The sequence below is a fragment of the Flavihumibacter profundi genome (assembly GCF_020076305.1).
GTDB classification, from domain to species: domain Bacteria; phylum Bacteroidota; class Bacteroidia; order Chitinophagales; family Chitinophagaceae; genus Flavihumibacter; species Flavihumibacter profundi.
In genome coordinates, this window is record NZ_JAIQXE010000001.1 from 1,345,992 (window position 1) to 1,362,159 (window position 16,168).

Sequence of the window (16,168 nt, forward strand, 5' to 3'; positions counted from 1 at the left end):
AAGATAAATAATATACTGAAAAAATCAATATGCCAGCTTTAACATTATGTACTCGCCGCTCTTCCCCTTTTTTTAAGGATACTGCTTATTATTGCATAATTACAGCATGGGCTATACAAGCACTGCCAATCCATATTTATGACCATATAAAACATATTATGAATCCATTATGGACACAAATAATTATCCGGACAACGCTTAAGCATACCCCAAAATCAAAAGACGATACATCATATTCCGAGTTTCAGCTGGCCAAGGGATACCGGAATTTTATGATTACCACAAAACACCATATAAAGGATTTCCTCCTTATTGCAGTGGGAATTTTATCTGCTTCCTTTGGTTTTAAAGGTTTTTTACTGACAAATAAATTCATAGACGGGGGGGCCACCGGCATTTCACTGCTTGTTTCTGTCTTAACAGATATCCCTTTATACCAGTTAATTATTGCCATTAATATTCCCTTTATTATTCTGGCTTACAAAGTAATGGGAAAACAATTTGCGGTAAAAACTGCACTGGCTATAGTGGGACTCGCATTATGTGTTGCTACGGTAAGTTTTCCCGATATAACTAAAGACAATTTACTGGTGGCGATATTCGGGGGATTTTTCCTTGGTGCCGGCATCGGCCTGTCTGTTCGTGGCGGGGCTGTGATTGACGGCACGGAAGTGCTGGCGATTTACCTTAGCCGCAAATTCGGAACGACCATCGGGGATATTATCATACTTATCAATGTGGTCATTTTTTCTGCGGCAGCTTACTTATTGTCTGTTGAAATAGCGCTTTATTCGATGATCACTTATTTATCGGCATCCAAAACCCTGGACTTTATCATTGAAGGTATTGAAGAGTATATTGGTGTAACTATCGTTTCTACACATAGTGAAGAAATCAGGGAAATGATCATCCACAAATTAGGAAGAGGGGTAACCGTTTATTCTGGAAAAAGAGGATTTGGAAAGAAAGGTGAAACCTTCTATACTGATATTCTTTATACTGTAGTTACCCGGCTTGAACTGAATAAGCTGAACACGGAAATTGAAAAAATTGAACCTACGGCATTTGTGGTGATGAACACAGTAAAAGATACGAAAGGCGGAATGATCAAGAAACGTCGTTTAGCGCATTGATGGATTAGTTATTGTTTCTTTAACCTGTATATATCAGTATAATTTACCATCGGCGACCTCGAAAAGGAGATGCTATCTCCTTCCCTGTTCAAGGAAAATTGATGGGATAATATAAGTGACCAGTCAAATTCAGCGGTAAATACACAATCATTTACAAAGGAAATAACGCCATTCTGATCAAGGCTGTAAGTCCCATGACATAAGGCGGGGTATTTTGCAAATTCACTTTCGCCGGTCCATATACCCCTGGAGAAAGTCAATGTTACTTTTGAAACCTGGCCGTATCCATTAACCAGCCGCTGAAAAGTACCGGAATATATCCCATCCTCCAATTGAACGGGGCTGGTGTTGTACTTTTTACAGGAAAAAAAAGAAATTGCAAGGATTACTGTAAATAACAGAAATCGATTCATACCATCGGTTTATAACCAGACAATTAAATTTCAGCATCCGTTGCACTAAGGCTTTTGACATCCGCTAATTAAAAAAAATATTATCTTTCCGGTGTTTTAGTCCGACGGAAAATTATCCGCATTCATTTGAAAGCCTGCATTTTAGGGTTCACCTCCTAATTCAACTTCCAATAATTTTATTTTTACTAACAACCAACTGACTGCTCATGTGTCTATATAAGCGATTCTATTTCCCTGGTGCAGGATATTCCCTGCTGGTTTTTTGGGCAATTTTATCCCATGGTTGTGGTTCAGGCCAGGCCCCCAAACCGGAATCATCGAAAGAGTCAATTGTTTTGCCGGTATTAAAAATCACCCAGGATTCAGCAACCACATACAAGGATTATACTGCTGCACTTGAAGGCAAAATAAATATTGACATCAGGGCACAGGTGGATGGATATCTTAATGGTATTCTTATTGATGAAGGGGCTTATGTGAAAGCCGGCCAGTCCTTATTCAGGATTGACGATAAAGTGTACCGAGAAGAATTGAATACGGCAATAGCCAACCTGCATGTTGCCGAGGCCCACATGAACGCGGCGCAAATTGAAATTGATAAACTGACCCCCCTTGTGGAAAACAAGGTTATTTCAGATATCCAGCTAAAATCTGCCCAGGCAGCCTACAATGCAGCCCTGGCATCTGTCGAACAGGGAAAGGCGGCAGTTTCATCAGCCCGGATCAATCTCGGTTTTACATTGATCAAAGCACCGGTAAATGGCTTTATTGGCAGGATCCCAAAGCGCCTGGGTGGGTTGGTTAGCAGAAATGACCCGCAGGGCCTGACCACCTTATCAGACATAGATTCAATCTATGCTTATTTCACCCTCAGTGAATCAGGATTTTTAAGTCTTAACCAGCAAAGAGAGGGCCTTTCAACCCAGGATATGATAAACAAGCTAAGGCCGGTTACCCTGATCCTGGCAAATGGTACGGCTTACTCCCACAAAGGAAAAATCAATCTTGTTAATGGCCAGTTTGATAAGACAACGGGCAGCATTACCTTACGCGCCACTTTTCCTAATCCTGAAAAACTGCTTCGGTCGGGCAATACCGGTAAGGTCAGGATGGAAGAGCATATGGATTCTGTTCTTTTGGTTCCCATATCTGCAACGATGGACCAGCAGGACAAAATATTTGTGTATCTCTTAGGAGACAGCAACCTGGTTAAACGGCAGTCCATCTCTGTAATGGACAAAGCAGGCACAAGTTATATTGTAAAGGAAGGGATAAAACCGGGTGATAAAATTGTGACTGAAGGAATGGAAAGACTAACTGAAGGAACACGCATAACTCCAAAACCTGGCCAATAATCCTTATGCTGAAAAAAATCATACAAAGACCTGTACTGGCCACAGTCATATCCATCATACTAGTATTGCTGGGGTTAATCGGACTTTTCAATTTACCACTTACACAGTTCCCTGAAATCGCTCCGCCACAGGTATCAGTAAATGCTTTTTATCCCGGGGGTAATGCAGAAGTGGTATCCCGATCCGTTATTGTACCCCTGGAGGAAGCCATCAACGGGGTGGAGAATATGACATACATGACCTCTTCCGCCAACAATGACGGATCAGCTTCCATATCGGTGTCCTTTAAACTAGGTACAAATCCTGACCAGGCTGCGGTGAATGTCCAGAACAGGGTGGCTCAGGTGACGGGAATTTTACCACCAGAGGTTGTGCAGGCGGGTATTTCCACATCAAAGCAGCTGAACAGCATGATCATGGTGATGGAAGTTTATAGCGAAAACAACAAGTTATATAATGAAACCTTCCTGCAAAACTATATCAGGATAAATATTTTACCAGAAATCAAGAGAATACCCGGGGTAGGCAATGCATTTATCTTTGGCGGCAAGGATTATGCTATCAGGGTCTGGCTGAATCCACAGCAGCTGGCAGCATATAACCTTTCCCCACAGGAAGTCCTTGCTGCTATACAGGACCAGAGTCTTGAAGCGGCCCCTGGAAAATTCGGGGAAAATTCCGCAGAAGCTATGGAATTTGCCATAAAATATAAGGGCAAACTAAATAAAATTGAAGATTTCCAAAGCCTGGTAATTCGATCCAACCCTGATGGTTCTGCACTTTACCTCAGGGACATTGCGCGTATTGAATTCGGCGCCGCTTCCTATTCAAATGAAAATAAAGCTGACGGACGGGATGGTGTAGCCATGGGCATTTTCCAGATGGCGGGTTCAAATGCCAATGAGATCCAGATCGCCATTTCTGCAATGATGGAAAAGGCCGCGCGATCATTCCCCAAAGGGGTTAAATATAATGTGCTATACAGCACGAAAACACAGCTTGATGAATCGATCAGCCAGGTGAAGACAACATTGATTGAGGCGTTCCTGCTGGTGTTCATTGTGGTTATCATTTTCCTGCAGGATTTACGATCAACGCTAATACCGGCCATCGCAGTTCCTGTATCACTGATCGGCACCTTCTTTTTCATGAAGCTGATGGGTTATTCCATTAATATGCTGACCTTATTCGCATTATTACTTGCGATAGGCATTGTAGTGGATGATGCCATTGTAGTTGTGGAAGCCGTCCATAGTAAAATGGAAAGGAAACATTTGCCTGCGCTGCCTGCCACTGTATCTACCATGGGCGAAATAACCAATGCTATTATTTCCATTACATTGGTGATGGTTGCAGTATTTTTTCCTGCCGGTTTCCTGGAAGGTTCCACTGGTGTTTTTTACCGGCAATTCACCTTTACACTTGCCGTGGCTATCCTGATCTCAGCAGTGAATGCATTAACATTGAGTCCGGCCCTTTGCGCTTTATTGCTAAAGGATAAGCATACCGAAGAAGGAAGCGAAACAACTGTTGTGCATAAAGGACCCGTGCAGCGTTTCTTTGATGCCTTCAACAACGGATTTAAAGCACTGACCCAAAAATACATCAGGGGGCTGCATTTCCTTGTCCTGCACAAATGGATCACTTTACTGGGTCTGGCCATTATTACCATTTGCTCGGTGTACCTGATGAGTTCCACACCAAAGGCATTTGTACCCAATGAGGACAATAATTTTGTGGTGTTCGGACTCTCACTTCCACCCGGGGCATCATTAAACAGGACGACAAAAACACTGGCAAATGCAACAGAGCTGCTTAAAGATCAGACAGCCATCAATTCAACGGTAACCATCTCGGGTTTAAATCCATTTGGATTCAATAACAGTTCTTCATTTGCCACAGGATTCATTAACCTGAAACCCATTAAAGAAAGGGGAGATATTAAACAGATCGATGACCTGGTCACTCATTTTAATGAGAAATTATCTCCTATCAAGGAAGGGTCTGTTTTCGCTTTTACCTTTCCAACATTACCCGGATTTGGAAACTTCAATGGACTTGAATTTGTTTTGCAGGACAGGACTGGCGGGAGTTTTAAGAAGTTCGGTGAAGTTGCGGATCAATTCGTGTCTGACCTGGCCAAAGAAAAACAGATCGGAAGTGCATTAACAACATTTAAAGCAGATTATCCGCAATTGGAAATTGAAGTAGACAACCTGAAAGCAAAACAAATGGGTGTAAATGTACGTGACCTGATGATGACAGTACAGGCCTATTATGGAAGTATGCAGGCAACGGATTTCAATCTTTTTGGAAAGTATTACAGGGTTTTTGTTCAGGCTGATATTCCTTACCGGGCTGAACCGGTTTCCCTCGATGGTATATTTATAAAGAATACAAGGGGTGAAATGGTTCCAGTAAATTCCATTGTGACACTAAAACATGTTTATGGTCCCGAAACCATTAACCGCTATAACATGTATAATTCCATTTCAGTGAATGCAAGTCCCAAAGAAGGAGTTAGCACAGGCGATGCAATAAAAGCTGTTGAAGAAGTTGCGGCTAAAAAACTTCCTGTGGGATACAGCTATGAATGGACAGGCCTCAGCAAAGAAGAAAATGAATCAGGCAACCAGGTGCTGGCCATTTTTGTGATGTCAATAGTATTTGTTTATTTCCTGCTGGCTGCTTTGTACGAAAGTTATATTCTTCCATTGGCTGTTATCCTGTCTATCCCAACCGGGATTATTGGTGTCTTTTTAGCAATACGGGCTGCCGGCCTGGATAATAATATATATGTCCAGATCGGCCTGATCATGCTCATTGGGTTACTTTCCAAGAATGCGATATTGATCGTTGAGTTTGCATTGCAACGCAGGAAAGGAGGTCATTCCCTCATAGAAGCGGCGCTGGAAGGCGCATCACTCCGATTGCGTCCCATCCTTATGACATCCTTTGCTTTCATAGCCGGTTTAATACCACTAATGAATGTAAAAGGAAGTTCTGCAAATGGCAACCACTCCGTAAGTATAGGCACAGCGGGAGGCATGATGTCGGGAGTTCTTTTGGGAATTTTCATTGTTCCTGTCCTGTTTATACTATTCCAAAACCTGCAGGAGAAAATATCCCCGCCCAGGAAACAACATGAAGAAGCCGATAGCAACCATGCACACCAGCATGTTGAATTAGCCGGAGAACATGACGCGAAAAACCATTAAGATGAACAATTATGTATATATAGCCATGTTGTTGGTTGTTACCAGTGGTTGTACGGTTGGAAAAAAATACACCGAACCTGCCCTGGACCTGCCTGTCCAATACAGGGATGCCAGGACATCTGCTGATACAGCAAGCCTGGGTGAAACACCTTTACATCAATTTTTTAATGACCCTTTGCTTCAACAATTAATAGACAGCACTATAAAAAAGAATTACGACCTGCAACTGGCCATTAAGAATATTGAGATAGCAGACCAACTGATGAAACAGTCAAAGCTCGGATACTGGCCGGATGTAGATGCACAAATAACAGCAAGCACATCCAGGTTTTCAGACAATAGCCTGAACAGTAATTTAGGTGTGACACATATTGAAAATTATAGTGCAGGAGTTGGCCTTTCATGGGAAGCCGATATATGGGGCAAGATACGGATGAGGAAACAAGCGGCCTTGTCAACTTACCTGGAAACAGAGGAAGTCAAAAAAGCTGTGCAAACCAGGTTAGTAGCTGAAGTGGCACAGGGCTACTACAACCTGCTTTCTCTTGACGCACAGCGGGACGTGTCAGAAAAAAACCTGGCCTTAAGGGATAGCACACTGCGCATTATAAAGTTACAATATACTTCCGGACAGGTAAATGCGCTTGCTGTGCAGCAGGCTGATGCCCAGAAGCAGGCAGCTGAATTACTTGTACCAGCCCTTCAAAAAGAAATCACTATCCAGGAAAACGCACTTCGCGTTTTATCAGGGGAGCTTCCATCCGCCATTCAGCTGAGTGCAAAACTCAATGATTTTAATGTCCCGGATGAATTCTCCTCAGGGGTACCTGTTGAAATGGTCAAGTACCGGCCTGATGTCAGAGCCTACGAATTAGCATTACAGGCTGCGAATTCAAGGGTAGGTATCGCTCAGGCAAACATGTATCCTTCCCTTGTTATAACAGCCAGCGGCGGTTTAAATTCATTAATATTCAGCAGTTGGTTCAGTATACCAGCATCATTATTCGGCCTGTTGAACGGATCTCTGACACAGCCAGTATTTCATCGAAAGGAATTAAAGACGGCACATGAAATAGCGAAAATTGAAAGGGAAAAGGCCGTCATACAGTTCCGGCAATCTGTCTTGTTTGCTGTTGAAGAAATTTCAAATGCATTAATCAGTGTCGAAAAATTAAAAACCCAAAGCGAGGTAGCTACAGCCCGTGCTGAAACTTTGCAAAATGTGACACGTAATGCAATGCTTTTATTCAAAAGCGGGATGGCCAATTACCTTGATGTGATCACCGCACAGGCTACGGCATTACAGAGCCAGTTGGATGTATTAGACACAAAACGGCAGCTATTAAATGCAAACGTAGAACTTTACCGTTCATTGGGAGGTGGTTGGAAATAGCCGGCGCCAAAACGTTTTTATGATTAAAAGGCGAACCATGGATAAGGTTCGTTAATAAAATTCAAAGCCCTTAAATGACCATCTCCTGGAATTACTTTAAGTGCAGGTTGGTTAGAGGGATTAGAAGGATATTTCTTACCATCGAATTTTATAATACGGTCTGTTTTGACTTTACCAATCATGACGGGATACCTGGCAACGGTAAATCCGGTTACCAGGTTACCGTGGTTATCAGGCAATAAAATGCTACAATCGCCGGAGCCAAAGAAATAAGGACCGGTCAGACTATGAAACGTATTGGAACCATTACCTTTCATTTCATCCCAGGTTTTGCATTCCTAAAGTTATTTTTTTAAACGGTTTCTGGTTGTAGCCATGGATACTGGTTGTTCAGTTTAGATGCCGTGCAACTTAACCTTCAGAACCATATCATCAGCAGTAATAAACAGGATATCTTTGGTTTCGTTGAACGCACAATTAGATGCCCTGCGCCCGTAAATCCGTATTAAAGCCAACAGTTTTCCATCTGGGGAAATGATATTTAAGCCATCAGGACCGGCACTGAAAATATTTCCCCATTTATCAATTTTCATCCCATCGGCCCCTTGCTTTACGATAGCTTTCTGTTTGGCCATCGTGCCATCGAATAATATGCCGCCACTTTTTATAGCGCCTTTATCATCGAGTTTATAAGCATACCATCGGGGATGCTGGTCATCACTGCTGGCGACATACAATATCTTTTCATCCAGGGATAGTGCTATGCCATTGGGACGCGAAATAGAATCAATTAACAACTGCGTTTTACCATCCGTATTAATTCTATACACCCCTTCAAAATTCAATTCCCTGCTTGGATCCGTTGCACCTTGTGGCAAACCATATATGGGATCAGTAAAGTAAATATTGCTGTTTTTGTCGGCAACAAGGTCATTCGGACTATTAAACTTCTTTCCTTTATAGTTCGCTGAAATTACAGTAAATACAGGAGCTGGCGCATCCAGCGAACTATTCAGCCTCGCTACCACCCTGTTGCCCGACTGGCATAACAATAAAGTTCCGTTATTATCTAGTGTAAGACCGTTGGACCCGATTTCCCCCTCCCTTTTCACAGTATCGGTGTAACCGGATGGGGTTAAAAAAAGTTTGGCTGAATCACCCTCTTTCCATTGAAATATTTTATTCTCCGGCACATCGGAAAATAACAATACCTGCTTTTGTGCAAGCCAGACGGGACCTTCCGACCAATTGAAATTCCCTGCTATAAATTCTATTTTGGCGGTACTATCGATGGCTGTCAAAGCGCTGCTATCAAAAATTTCAATATTACCTAATGGTGTAACCGGAGTTGCCAAACTGGCTTCCTTATTTATGACAGGTTTGGTATGGCAACCAAAACAGGTAACTATAGCAGCTAGTGAGCAAAATAATATTACATATTTCATATTTGAAGCTGTTATCCTTGTTTGATCTTTATAGGCACCCAGATTTCCTCTTCTGAATCGGGGTCATTATTCCTGTACTTTTCCCCTAGCACTTCAAAATGCTCCCTGGTATCCAATTCATACTCAGACTGCGGTAACCAGGTCCCGAAAATATACTGCGCTGTACCTGCGAACATATCCGGGGTGCCTTTATAATTAAAAACTGCATACAATCCTCCGGGCAGGTTGTAAGTTTCCATACCATCCGGGATTTCCTTAAATTCTGAAACTTCAACAACGGCCCATTTTTCGAAAAGAGAATCCGGTATAAAATTATTTTGGCGTGTTGAATAGTCATATACCTGCATACAAATTAAATCAGGTCCCAGGCTATGCTTAATTTTTTTCCGTTCCGGCATAAAAGACCGCCAAAGATCAAATGTCCTGTCATTGGAAAGGGACATTTGCAGGTGTTTCCCCACTAATTTCTTACTGGCAATATCTTCAATCCTGGGTTCCATATTATAACTTAAATCTACCTTCAATATAGCAAATCCTTTCCTATAAAAATATAGCGCTTTCAAAGGGTCCGGATTGAGGTTTTTGGGACCATTACACAGGATATATACATTTCAAACACACAACAATGCCCGCAAAATACTTCGCGGGCATTGTCCCATCAAGGGTTAAAAAACGGTTTTGCTAATTACGGATTAATTGCATCCCAATAACTCGCAGAGTTTCTGCTGCAAATCCTGGCCTCTAAGGTTTTTCGCAACAATTACACCATTGGGGTCAATTAATAAATTCTGTGGTATGGTCTGGATTTTATATTTAACAGCAACTTCATTTTGCCAGTATTGCAAATCACTAACCTGTGTCCATTTCAACTGATCGTCAGCAATAGCCTTGATCCAGCGGTCGCGGTTATTATCGAGCGATACACCAAGCACTGTAAAATTCTTCTCCCGGAAACGGTCATACGCAGCCAGCACATTCGGGTTTTCCTGGCGGCAGGGACCACACCAGCTTGCCCAAAAATCAACCAATACATACTTGCCACGGAAGGAAGACAGAGCCACCGGTCTGCCACTGGTATCGGCTTGTATAAACTCCAGTGCAGGAGAACCAATACTACCGATCTTTTTCTCTGCGATCCGGTCTGAAAGATATTTGCCATAAAAACTGTTCTGCACTTCAGGCGTCATTGCCAGGTAACTTTTCTCCACACGGCCAATATCCTCCACAACCTGCATAATGGTTGCCCACATAAATGGTGCAATATTCTGGTCTTTATGTTTCAGTGCGAATGTATCACCTGCGTCTGCCAACTGGCTCACCAGGTTTTTATATGCCTGCATCAGGCTGTCATTTACGCCGGCCTTATTTGCAGCTTCACTTAGTTGTGCATAATGTTTGAAGAAGGGGTCAAATATCTTTTGAAATTCAACGAAAGAGGCATGCGCGGGGGAACCGGTCAGCGCCAGTTGCTGGATCTTGCTGATATCGCCCTGCATCCCAATCTTATTATTATCCAGAAATACCAACCCCTTCTTCCCCCCTGGCACAAAAGAGATATTGTATAATTTGCTTTCGGGCAACTCACCTTTTAAAATAAAACTGTTTTTATCAGATATGGTGCGGGCAATAGTATCTGTTGGATTATCCGGGTCTGTCAGGTAAACTTTACTTTTATCGGTAAGTCCTGTTATTGTTCCCTTGATTTCAAATTTTCCCATCTGGCCGAAGCCAATTGCTGGTATACATATCAGTAATAGGTAATACAATTTTTTCATGACCAGGTTACGGTTATTTAGAATGACGGTCTTTTAAAATATCAATCACATCCTGCAAGCTATAGCCTTTGGCGTTAAGTAAAAGCAAATAATGAAAAAGAAGGTCAGCTGATTCGTTCAGGAACAATTCGTCATTATTGTCTTTAGCTTCAATCACCATTTCCACTGCTTCTTCACCCACTTTCTGTGCCACTTTATTGATGCCACCGGAAAATAACTTTGATACATACGATTGATCCGGGGAAGCCTGTTTGCGTAAGTTGATGATATCCTCCAGGTAAAAAAGGAAATTCTCGGGGTGGTTCCTTTCGCTCCAGCAGGTATCTGCGCCGGTATGGCAGGTTGGTCCCAGTGGATGCGCCTTAATCAGCAGGGTATCGTGGTCACAATCTGAAGCTATAGATTTCACTTCAAGGAAATGTCCACTCTCCTCACCTTTTGTCCATAAACGTTGCTTCGATCTACTGTAAAAAGTCACTTTACCCGTAGACTCGGTATGGTTCAGTGCTTCCTGGTTCATGAAGCCCAGCATCAGTACTTTCTGGGTCTGGTTATCCTGCACTATAGCAGGAACCAGTCCATCCGAAAATTTTGCAAAATCCACTTTCATAGTACAAATTTACAATTATTTCCTCGCCTTAAAGCCGCACCCTGATTCCCTTTTGGTGCAGGTATTCCTTTAAATCGGGTATCCCAATTTCTTTAAAATGGAAAATACTGGCTGCAAGGGCAGCATCAGCATGACCTTGTTCAAAAACATCTACAAAATGCTGCATTGTGCCGCCGCCCCCACTGGCAATAACGGGAATGGACAGCTTATCTGCAAGCCGCCGGGTGATGTCGATAGCAAATCCCTTCTTGGTGCCATCATGGTTCATAGAGGTTAGTAATATCTCCCCGGCACCAAGCGCCACAGCTTCTTCTGCCCATTCCATGCATTTTTTGCCGGTAGGAGTACGTCCGCCGTTCAGGTAAACATACCATTCTCCGTCAGCCTCCTGGCGGGTATCTATAGCCAGTACCACGCACTGGCTGCCGAAGTCTTTTTCGAGTTCTTTCAGTAAATCGGGCCTCTTGAAAGCAGCGGTATTTACAGAAATTTTATCTGCACCATTCTGCAAAAGCAACCTTACATCTTCAACACTGCTAATGCCACCACCTACTGTAAATGGAATATTAATCTGGTGACTGATCCTGTTAACCAATTCACTCAACGTCTTGCGCCGTTCTACCGTAGCGGTAATATCCAGGAAGACCAGTTCATCGGCCCCCTGTTCAGCATACAGGCGACCCAGTTCAACCGGGTCACCAGCATCTCGCAGGTCTACAAAATTAGTTCCCTTAACTGTCCTGCCATCCTTGATATCCAGGCAGGGTATAATTCTTTTAGTTAGCATAACATATACATTCTGAACAGGTAAGTGGTTTTACCTGAATTGTTGCAGGTCAGCCAAACTGATCCTGTTTTCATAAATAGCTTTTCCTACAATTGCGCCACTGCAGCCAATTTCAGCCAGTTGCACAAGATCATCCAAACTACTCACGCCACCTGAAGCAATAAACTGCAGTTCCGGAAATTCAGCGAGGATATTCTTATACATTGTAAGGGACGGACCTTCCAGTTTTCCATCTTTACTTACATCTGTGCAGAAAACCTGTTGTATTCCATAGCCAATATATTTACGCAGGAAATCATAAATCCAGATATCGGTTGTTTCAAGCCATCCTGCTACGGCAATTTTTTCATTCTTCACATCGGCTCCCAACAAAAAACGGTGCGCACCATACTGCGCTAGCCATTGTACAAACAAATCTTCCGCCTTCACTGCAAGGCTGCCGATTGTTGCCAGGCTGGCACCAGACTCAAATACGATATTTACATCTTTTTCCTGTTTTATCCCTCCGCCGAAATCGATCACCAGGCTGGTTTTACCGGCAATTGTTTCAAGTACTTTCCAGTTTTTTACTGCACCTGATTTTGCACCATCCAGGTCTACCAGGTGCAACCTTTTTAATCCGGCTCCTTCAAATGCTTTGGCCACTTCAAGCGGATGTTCATTGTACACTGTTTTCTGTGCATAATCACCCTGCGTGAGCCGAACACATTTTCCATCAATAATATCAATAGCGGGAATAATTTCCATGTTCAATTATTAGGGGTACAATAATTTTTGGACTGCTGATTTTATTTCTTCCACAGCAATACCAATGTCTTCCGGATTAGTCCGGTAATTCACCAGGGCCGCCCTGATACAGGATTTCCCGCAATAGCTGGTAGGTGTCATAAATACTTTCCCGGTTTCGTTTAAACAGTGCAGTAAGTCATCACGATTAATCCTATCAGCAAAATCAGGATTTACGGTAAAGCAAACGGTATTTAAACGAACAGGTGCTGCGAGGTGGAAATATCCGGTCCCCAGGAGTGAATCTGCAAGTTGGTTGGCCAGGTTGATAGATTGCTCTACTATCCGGCGGTATCCCAATTGGCCGTAGGCCATAAGTGTGAACCATACGGGTAATGCCCTGAAACGACGCGAATTTTCAGGCACAAAATTGAGGTAGCTGAACTGTTCCGCCGGGTTACCAAGGTAGGGAGCCGCCGAATTCTGGAAACATTGCATCTGTAAGGTTGCATGCTTCCTGCGGGTAAAAATCATTGCGCTGTCATATGGAACATTTAGCCATTTGTGAAAATCAATGGTTATACTATCGGCCTGCCCCCAGCCATTAAGCAAATGAGCATGTGCCGGCGAACAAGCGGCAAATGCCCCAAAAGCAGCATCAATATGTAACCAGAAATTATAGTCCTGGCGTAATTTTGCTATTTCTTCAAAATTATCAAAATCAACCGTATTAACTGTTCCAGCACTGGCAAGCAGGATAAAAGGTTGTGACGGGTCTGCGGGCAATAGCGTTTTCAGAGCCTCTATTTCCATAGCTTCCCGGCCATGCATAAGCGGTACCTGGATAATTTGTTTACTGCCCATTCCCAGCATGGCCATAGCCTTGATGGAACTGGAATGGGGAGTACCAGCGTAAACCGGTATATCTGTCCGTAAGCCATCGCGGGCGATATCAGTTTTATTTTGTTGCCCGTACCATTGCCTTGCAACAGCCAACCCGGTAAAATTAGCCATAGTGGCCCCGGTAACGAATGCCCCCATATAGTGATCGGGAAGGGAAAAAAGATCCAAAAGCAGGTTTACCACCTGCAATTCAAGCAATGCTGAACAATCCCCGACACCCGTTGTACTTTGGGTATTCTGGTCAAATACAGTGGTTAACCAATCCCCTGCTATTGAAGCAGGTGTGGTTCCACCAGTAACGAAGCCCCAGTACTTAGGGCCGGATGATGCGACTATATTGGGGAGGAAAACCTGTTCAAACAGATGCTGAGTTCCCTTTGCCCCAAGACCTTCCCAGGGCAAAGCAGGCCAGTCAATTTGCGGTTGTATTACAGCGGTAGGCCCTGCATCAAGATGCTGCAAATAGCGTAAGCTCAGTTGCATAGCTTCCTGCAATATTTCAGGTAACCGGTCAATATCCTGGCGGATGAGTTCTTTCATCTTTTACAGCGCTATAAAATTTTTAAGAATCTGTTCCCCTACTTTTGCAGATTTTTCAGGGTGGAACTGCACCCCATAAAAATTTTTTGTTTGCAGGGCAGAACTATAGGGTTGCACATAATCTGTGATGCCAATTGTTTGTTCACCCATAGCGGCATAATAACTGTGTACGAAATAACAATAACTGTTTTCCGGAACATTTGCGAATAACGGTGACCGCAATGAACTGATAGTGTTCCAGCCAATCTGGGGCACTTTAATGGTACGGTCTGCCGGGCGGAACAATTTCACCGGTTCATTGAATATTCCCAGGCAGCGCGTATCATTTTCTTCAGACCATGCACACATTAACTGCATTCCCAGGCAAATTCCCAGTACCGGTTGCTCCAGGTTAATGAGCAATGCATCCAATCCCTTTTCACGCAAGTAGCGCATGGCACTGCTGGCTTCGCCCACACCCGGAAAGATCACTTTATCTGCCCGCTGCAAAACAGCATGATCATCCGTTACAGTGGCGGTTGTGCCAATCCTTTCCAGTGCATACAATACACTTTGGATATTTCCGGCATTATATTTAACAATAGCAAGTTCCATGTTGATCATTATTTATGGCCGGCGAACCGACATCAGGAATTTCCTACAACGCTTTGTAAAAAAGATTTCGTGGCAACCTGAAGGTTTTTGCTTCCTTCCAATGCTTTAATAAAAGCCGATCCTATGATTGCGCCTTGTGCATGTTCACAGGCGGCATCAAAACCAGTTTTATCTTTAATGCCAAAACCAACCAGCACAGGGTTCTGTAAATGAAAACCCTTCAGCTTTTTCAGGTAAGCATTTACATCTGTCATATTCTTATTACTTCCTGTTGTGGAGGAAGATGAAACAGCATACAAAAACCCGCCGCTCAACTGGTCGAGTTTCCGAACCCTTTCTTCTGTAGTTTCCGGTGTTACCAGGAAGATAAAATCCAGTCCAGATTGCCTGATGACAGCACCATATTCCGTTTCAAATTCATATTCCGGCAGGTCGGGAAGGATCAGGCCATCTACCCCGACTGCAGCCGCATCTTTACAAAACCTTTCAAATCCATACTGCAGTACCGGGTTCATGTAGCCCATCAATATAACGGGAACATGTATCCTCTTCCTGAAATCTTTCAATTGTTCAAACAAAACAGTGATGGTCATGCCGTTGTCCAGTGCAACACTGCTGCTGGCCTGGATTACCGGGCCATCAGCCAGTGGATCGCTGTAAGGCATTCCCAGTTCAATAAGATCTGCCCCGTTTTCCTGTAAGGCTTCCATCACTTCAAGGGTACTGTTTAATTTCGGGTAACCTGCCGTGCAATAAACATTCAGCACACGGGAAGGTTTTGCTACAAATAATTTTTTGATCCGGCTCATAATATTTTTTCCATTTTTATATCACTGCGTTTATACGCGGAATCCCCAATTGGTATTTCTACAAATCCATATTTTCTATAAAGGTGAATTGCGGATTGTAGTCTGGTATGTGAAAACAGTATGATTTTTTCTGCGCCAATGCTTTTTGCAAAAGCAATGGCATGCTCCAATAAACGATGACCTACCTGTCGTCCCTGGAACTTTTCATCCACGGCCATCTTGGACAATTCATATTGGCAGTCAGATTTTCTGATGAGCGCATAAGTACCTGCTATATCCGTACCTATCCTGGCAAAAAAGATTGCACCGCCATCTTCAAGGTAATATTGCTGCGGTTTAGACAGCATTTCAGCATCTATCGGCTCAACTTCAAAATATTTCTGTAGCCATGATTTATTGAGGCGAGCAAAATCGGGGGCCAGAGACGGTCTGAAGGCGATGATATTTATGTCGGGTAATTCAGGCAT

The 16,168-nt window shown here is 43.2% G+C and carries 16 protein-coding genes; 4 read left to right on the forward strand and 12 right to left on the reverse strand.

Annotation, left to right across the window (positions count from 1 at the left end):
* The first annotated feature begins 158 nt into the window (after positions 1–158).
* On the forward strand, positions 159–1,133 hold the full coding sequence (locus tag LAQ65_RS05800; RefSeq protein ID WP_224115998.1) for a YitT family protein: 975 nt from the start codon (positions 159–161) through the stop codon (positions 1,131–1,133).
* A gap of 8 nt (positions 1,134–1,141) precedes the next feature.
* Here LAQ65_RS05800 and LAQ65_RS05805 read toward each other — a convergent pair whose 3' ends face one another.
* Complete coding sequence (locus tag LAQ65_RS05805; RefSeq protein ID WP_224115999.1) at positions 1,142–1,546, reverse strand: hypothetical protein; 405 nt, start codon at positions 1,544–1,546, stop codon at positions 1,142–1,144.
* Between the two features lie 206 nt (positions 1,547–1,752).
* Between LAQ65_RS05805 and LAQ65_RS05810 the strand changes: the two genes are divergently transcribed.
* The 3 genes from LAQ65_RS05810 to LAQ65_RS05820 are packed head-to-tail and all read left to right on the forward strand — an operon-like array spanning position 1,753 to position 7,512.
* The gene (locus tag LAQ65_RS05810; RefSeq protein WP_224116000.1) at positions 1,753–2,901 is read left to right on the forward strand and encodes an efflux RND transporter periplasmic adaptor subunit; all 1,149 of its coding nucleotides are present in this window, start codon (positions 1,753–1,755) and stop codon (positions 2,899–2,901) included.
* Between the two features lie 5 nt (positions 2,902–2,906).
* Entirely contained in the window at positions 2,907–6,119 is a 3,213-nt protein-coding gene (locus LAQ65_RS05815; RefSeq protein WP_224116001.1) for an efflux RND transporter permease subunit, read from the forward strand.
* Between the two features lies 1 nt (position 6,120).
* On the forward strand, positions 6,121–7,512 hold the full coding sequence (locus LAQ65_RS05820; protein WP_224116002.1) for an efflux transporter outer membrane subunit: 1,392 nt from the start codon (positions 6,121–6,123) through the stop codon (positions 7,510–7,512).
* Positions 7,513–7,535: 23 nt separating this feature from the next.
* On the opposite strand, the gene LAQ65_RS05825 is transcribed toward LAQ65_RS05820, so the two are convergent.
* From LAQ65_RS05825 to LAQ65_RS05875, 11 genes are all read right to left on the reverse strand, one after another.
* The gene (locus LAQ65_RS05825; RefSeq protein WP_224116003.1) at positions 7,536–7,829 is read right to left on the reverse strand and encodes a hypothetical protein; all 294 of its coding nucleotides are present in this window, start codon (positions 7,827–7,829) and stop codon (positions 7,536–7,538) included.
* A gap of 78 nt (positions 7,830–7,907) precedes the next feature.
* Positions 7,908–8,957, reverse strand: coding sequence for an SMP-30/gluconolactonase/LRE family protein (locus LAQ65_RS05830; protein WP_224116004.1), 1,050 nt, complete (start codon positions 8,955–8,957; stop codon positions 7,908–7,910).
* 11 nt (positions 8,958–8,968) lie between these two features.
* A complete protein-coding gene (locus tag LAQ65_RS05835; RefSeq protein WP_224116005.1) occupies positions 8,969–9,457 on the reverse strand; it encodes a GyrI-like domain-containing protein in 489 nt (162 codons plus the stop codon).
* 192 nt (positions 9,458–9,649) lie between these two features.
* On the reverse strand, positions 9,650–10,732 hold the full coding sequence (locus LAQ65_RS05840; RefSeq protein ID WP_224116006.1) for a TlpA disulfide reductase family protein: 1,083 nt from the start codon (positions 10,730–10,732) through the stop codon (positions 9,650–9,652).
* Positions 10,733–10,745: 13 nt separating this feature from the next.
* On the reverse strand, positions 10,746–11,342 hold the full coding sequence (gene hisIE / locus LAQ65_RS05845; RefSeq protein WP_224116007.1) for a bifunctional phosphoribosyl-AMP cyclohydrolase/phosphoribosyl-ATP diphosphatase HisIE: 597 nt from the start codon (positions 11,340–11,342) through the stop codon (positions 10,746–10,748).
* 28 nt (positions 11,343–11,370) lie between these two features.
* Positions 11,371–12,129, reverse strand: a complete 759-nt coding sequence (gene hisF / locus LAQ65_RS05850; protein ID WP_224116008.1) for an imidazole glycerol phosphate synthase subunit HisF — start codon at positions 12,127–12,129, stop codon at positions 11,371–11,373.
* Between the two features lie 30 nt (positions 12,130–12,159).
* Complete coding sequence (gene hisA, locus LAQ65_RS05855) at positions 12,160–12,876, reverse strand: 1-(5-phosphoribosyl)-5-[(5-phosphoribosylamino)methylideneamino]imidazole-4-carboxamide isomerase (protein ID WP_224116009.1); 717 nt, start codon at positions 12,874–12,876, stop codon at positions 12,160–12,162.
* A 9-nt stretch (positions 12,877–12,885) separates the two neighbouring features.
* Entirely contained in the window at positions 12,886–14,298 is a 1,413-nt protein-coding gene (locus tag LAQ65_RS05860; RefSeq protein ID WP_224116010.1) for a pyridoxal phosphate-dependent decarboxylase family protein, read from the reverse strand.
* Between the two features lie 3 nt (positions 14,299–14,301).
* Positions 14,302–14,892, reverse strand: a complete 591-nt coding sequence (gene hisH / locus LAQ65_RS05865) for an imidazole glycerol phosphate synthase subunit HisH (RefSeq protein ID WP_224116011.1) — start codon at positions 14,890–14,892, stop codon at positions 14,302–14,304.
* A 32-nt stretch (positions 14,893–14,924) separates the two neighbouring features.
* Positions 14,925–15,701 carry a tryptophan synthase subunit alpha gene (trpA, locus tag LAQ65_RS05870; RefSeq protein WP_224116012.1) on the reverse strand — a complete coding sequence of 259 codons (777 nt, stop codon included), beginning with the start codon at positions 15,699–15,701 and terminating at the stop codon, positions 14,925–14,927.
* On the reverse strand, positions 15,698–16,168 hold the full coding sequence (locus tag LAQ65_RS05875) for a GNAT family N-acetyltransferase (protein ID WP_224116013.1): 471 nt from the start codon (positions 16,166–16,168) through the stop codon (positions 15,698–15,700). Before LAQ65_RS05875 ends, trpA begins: the two co-directional genes overlap by 4 nt.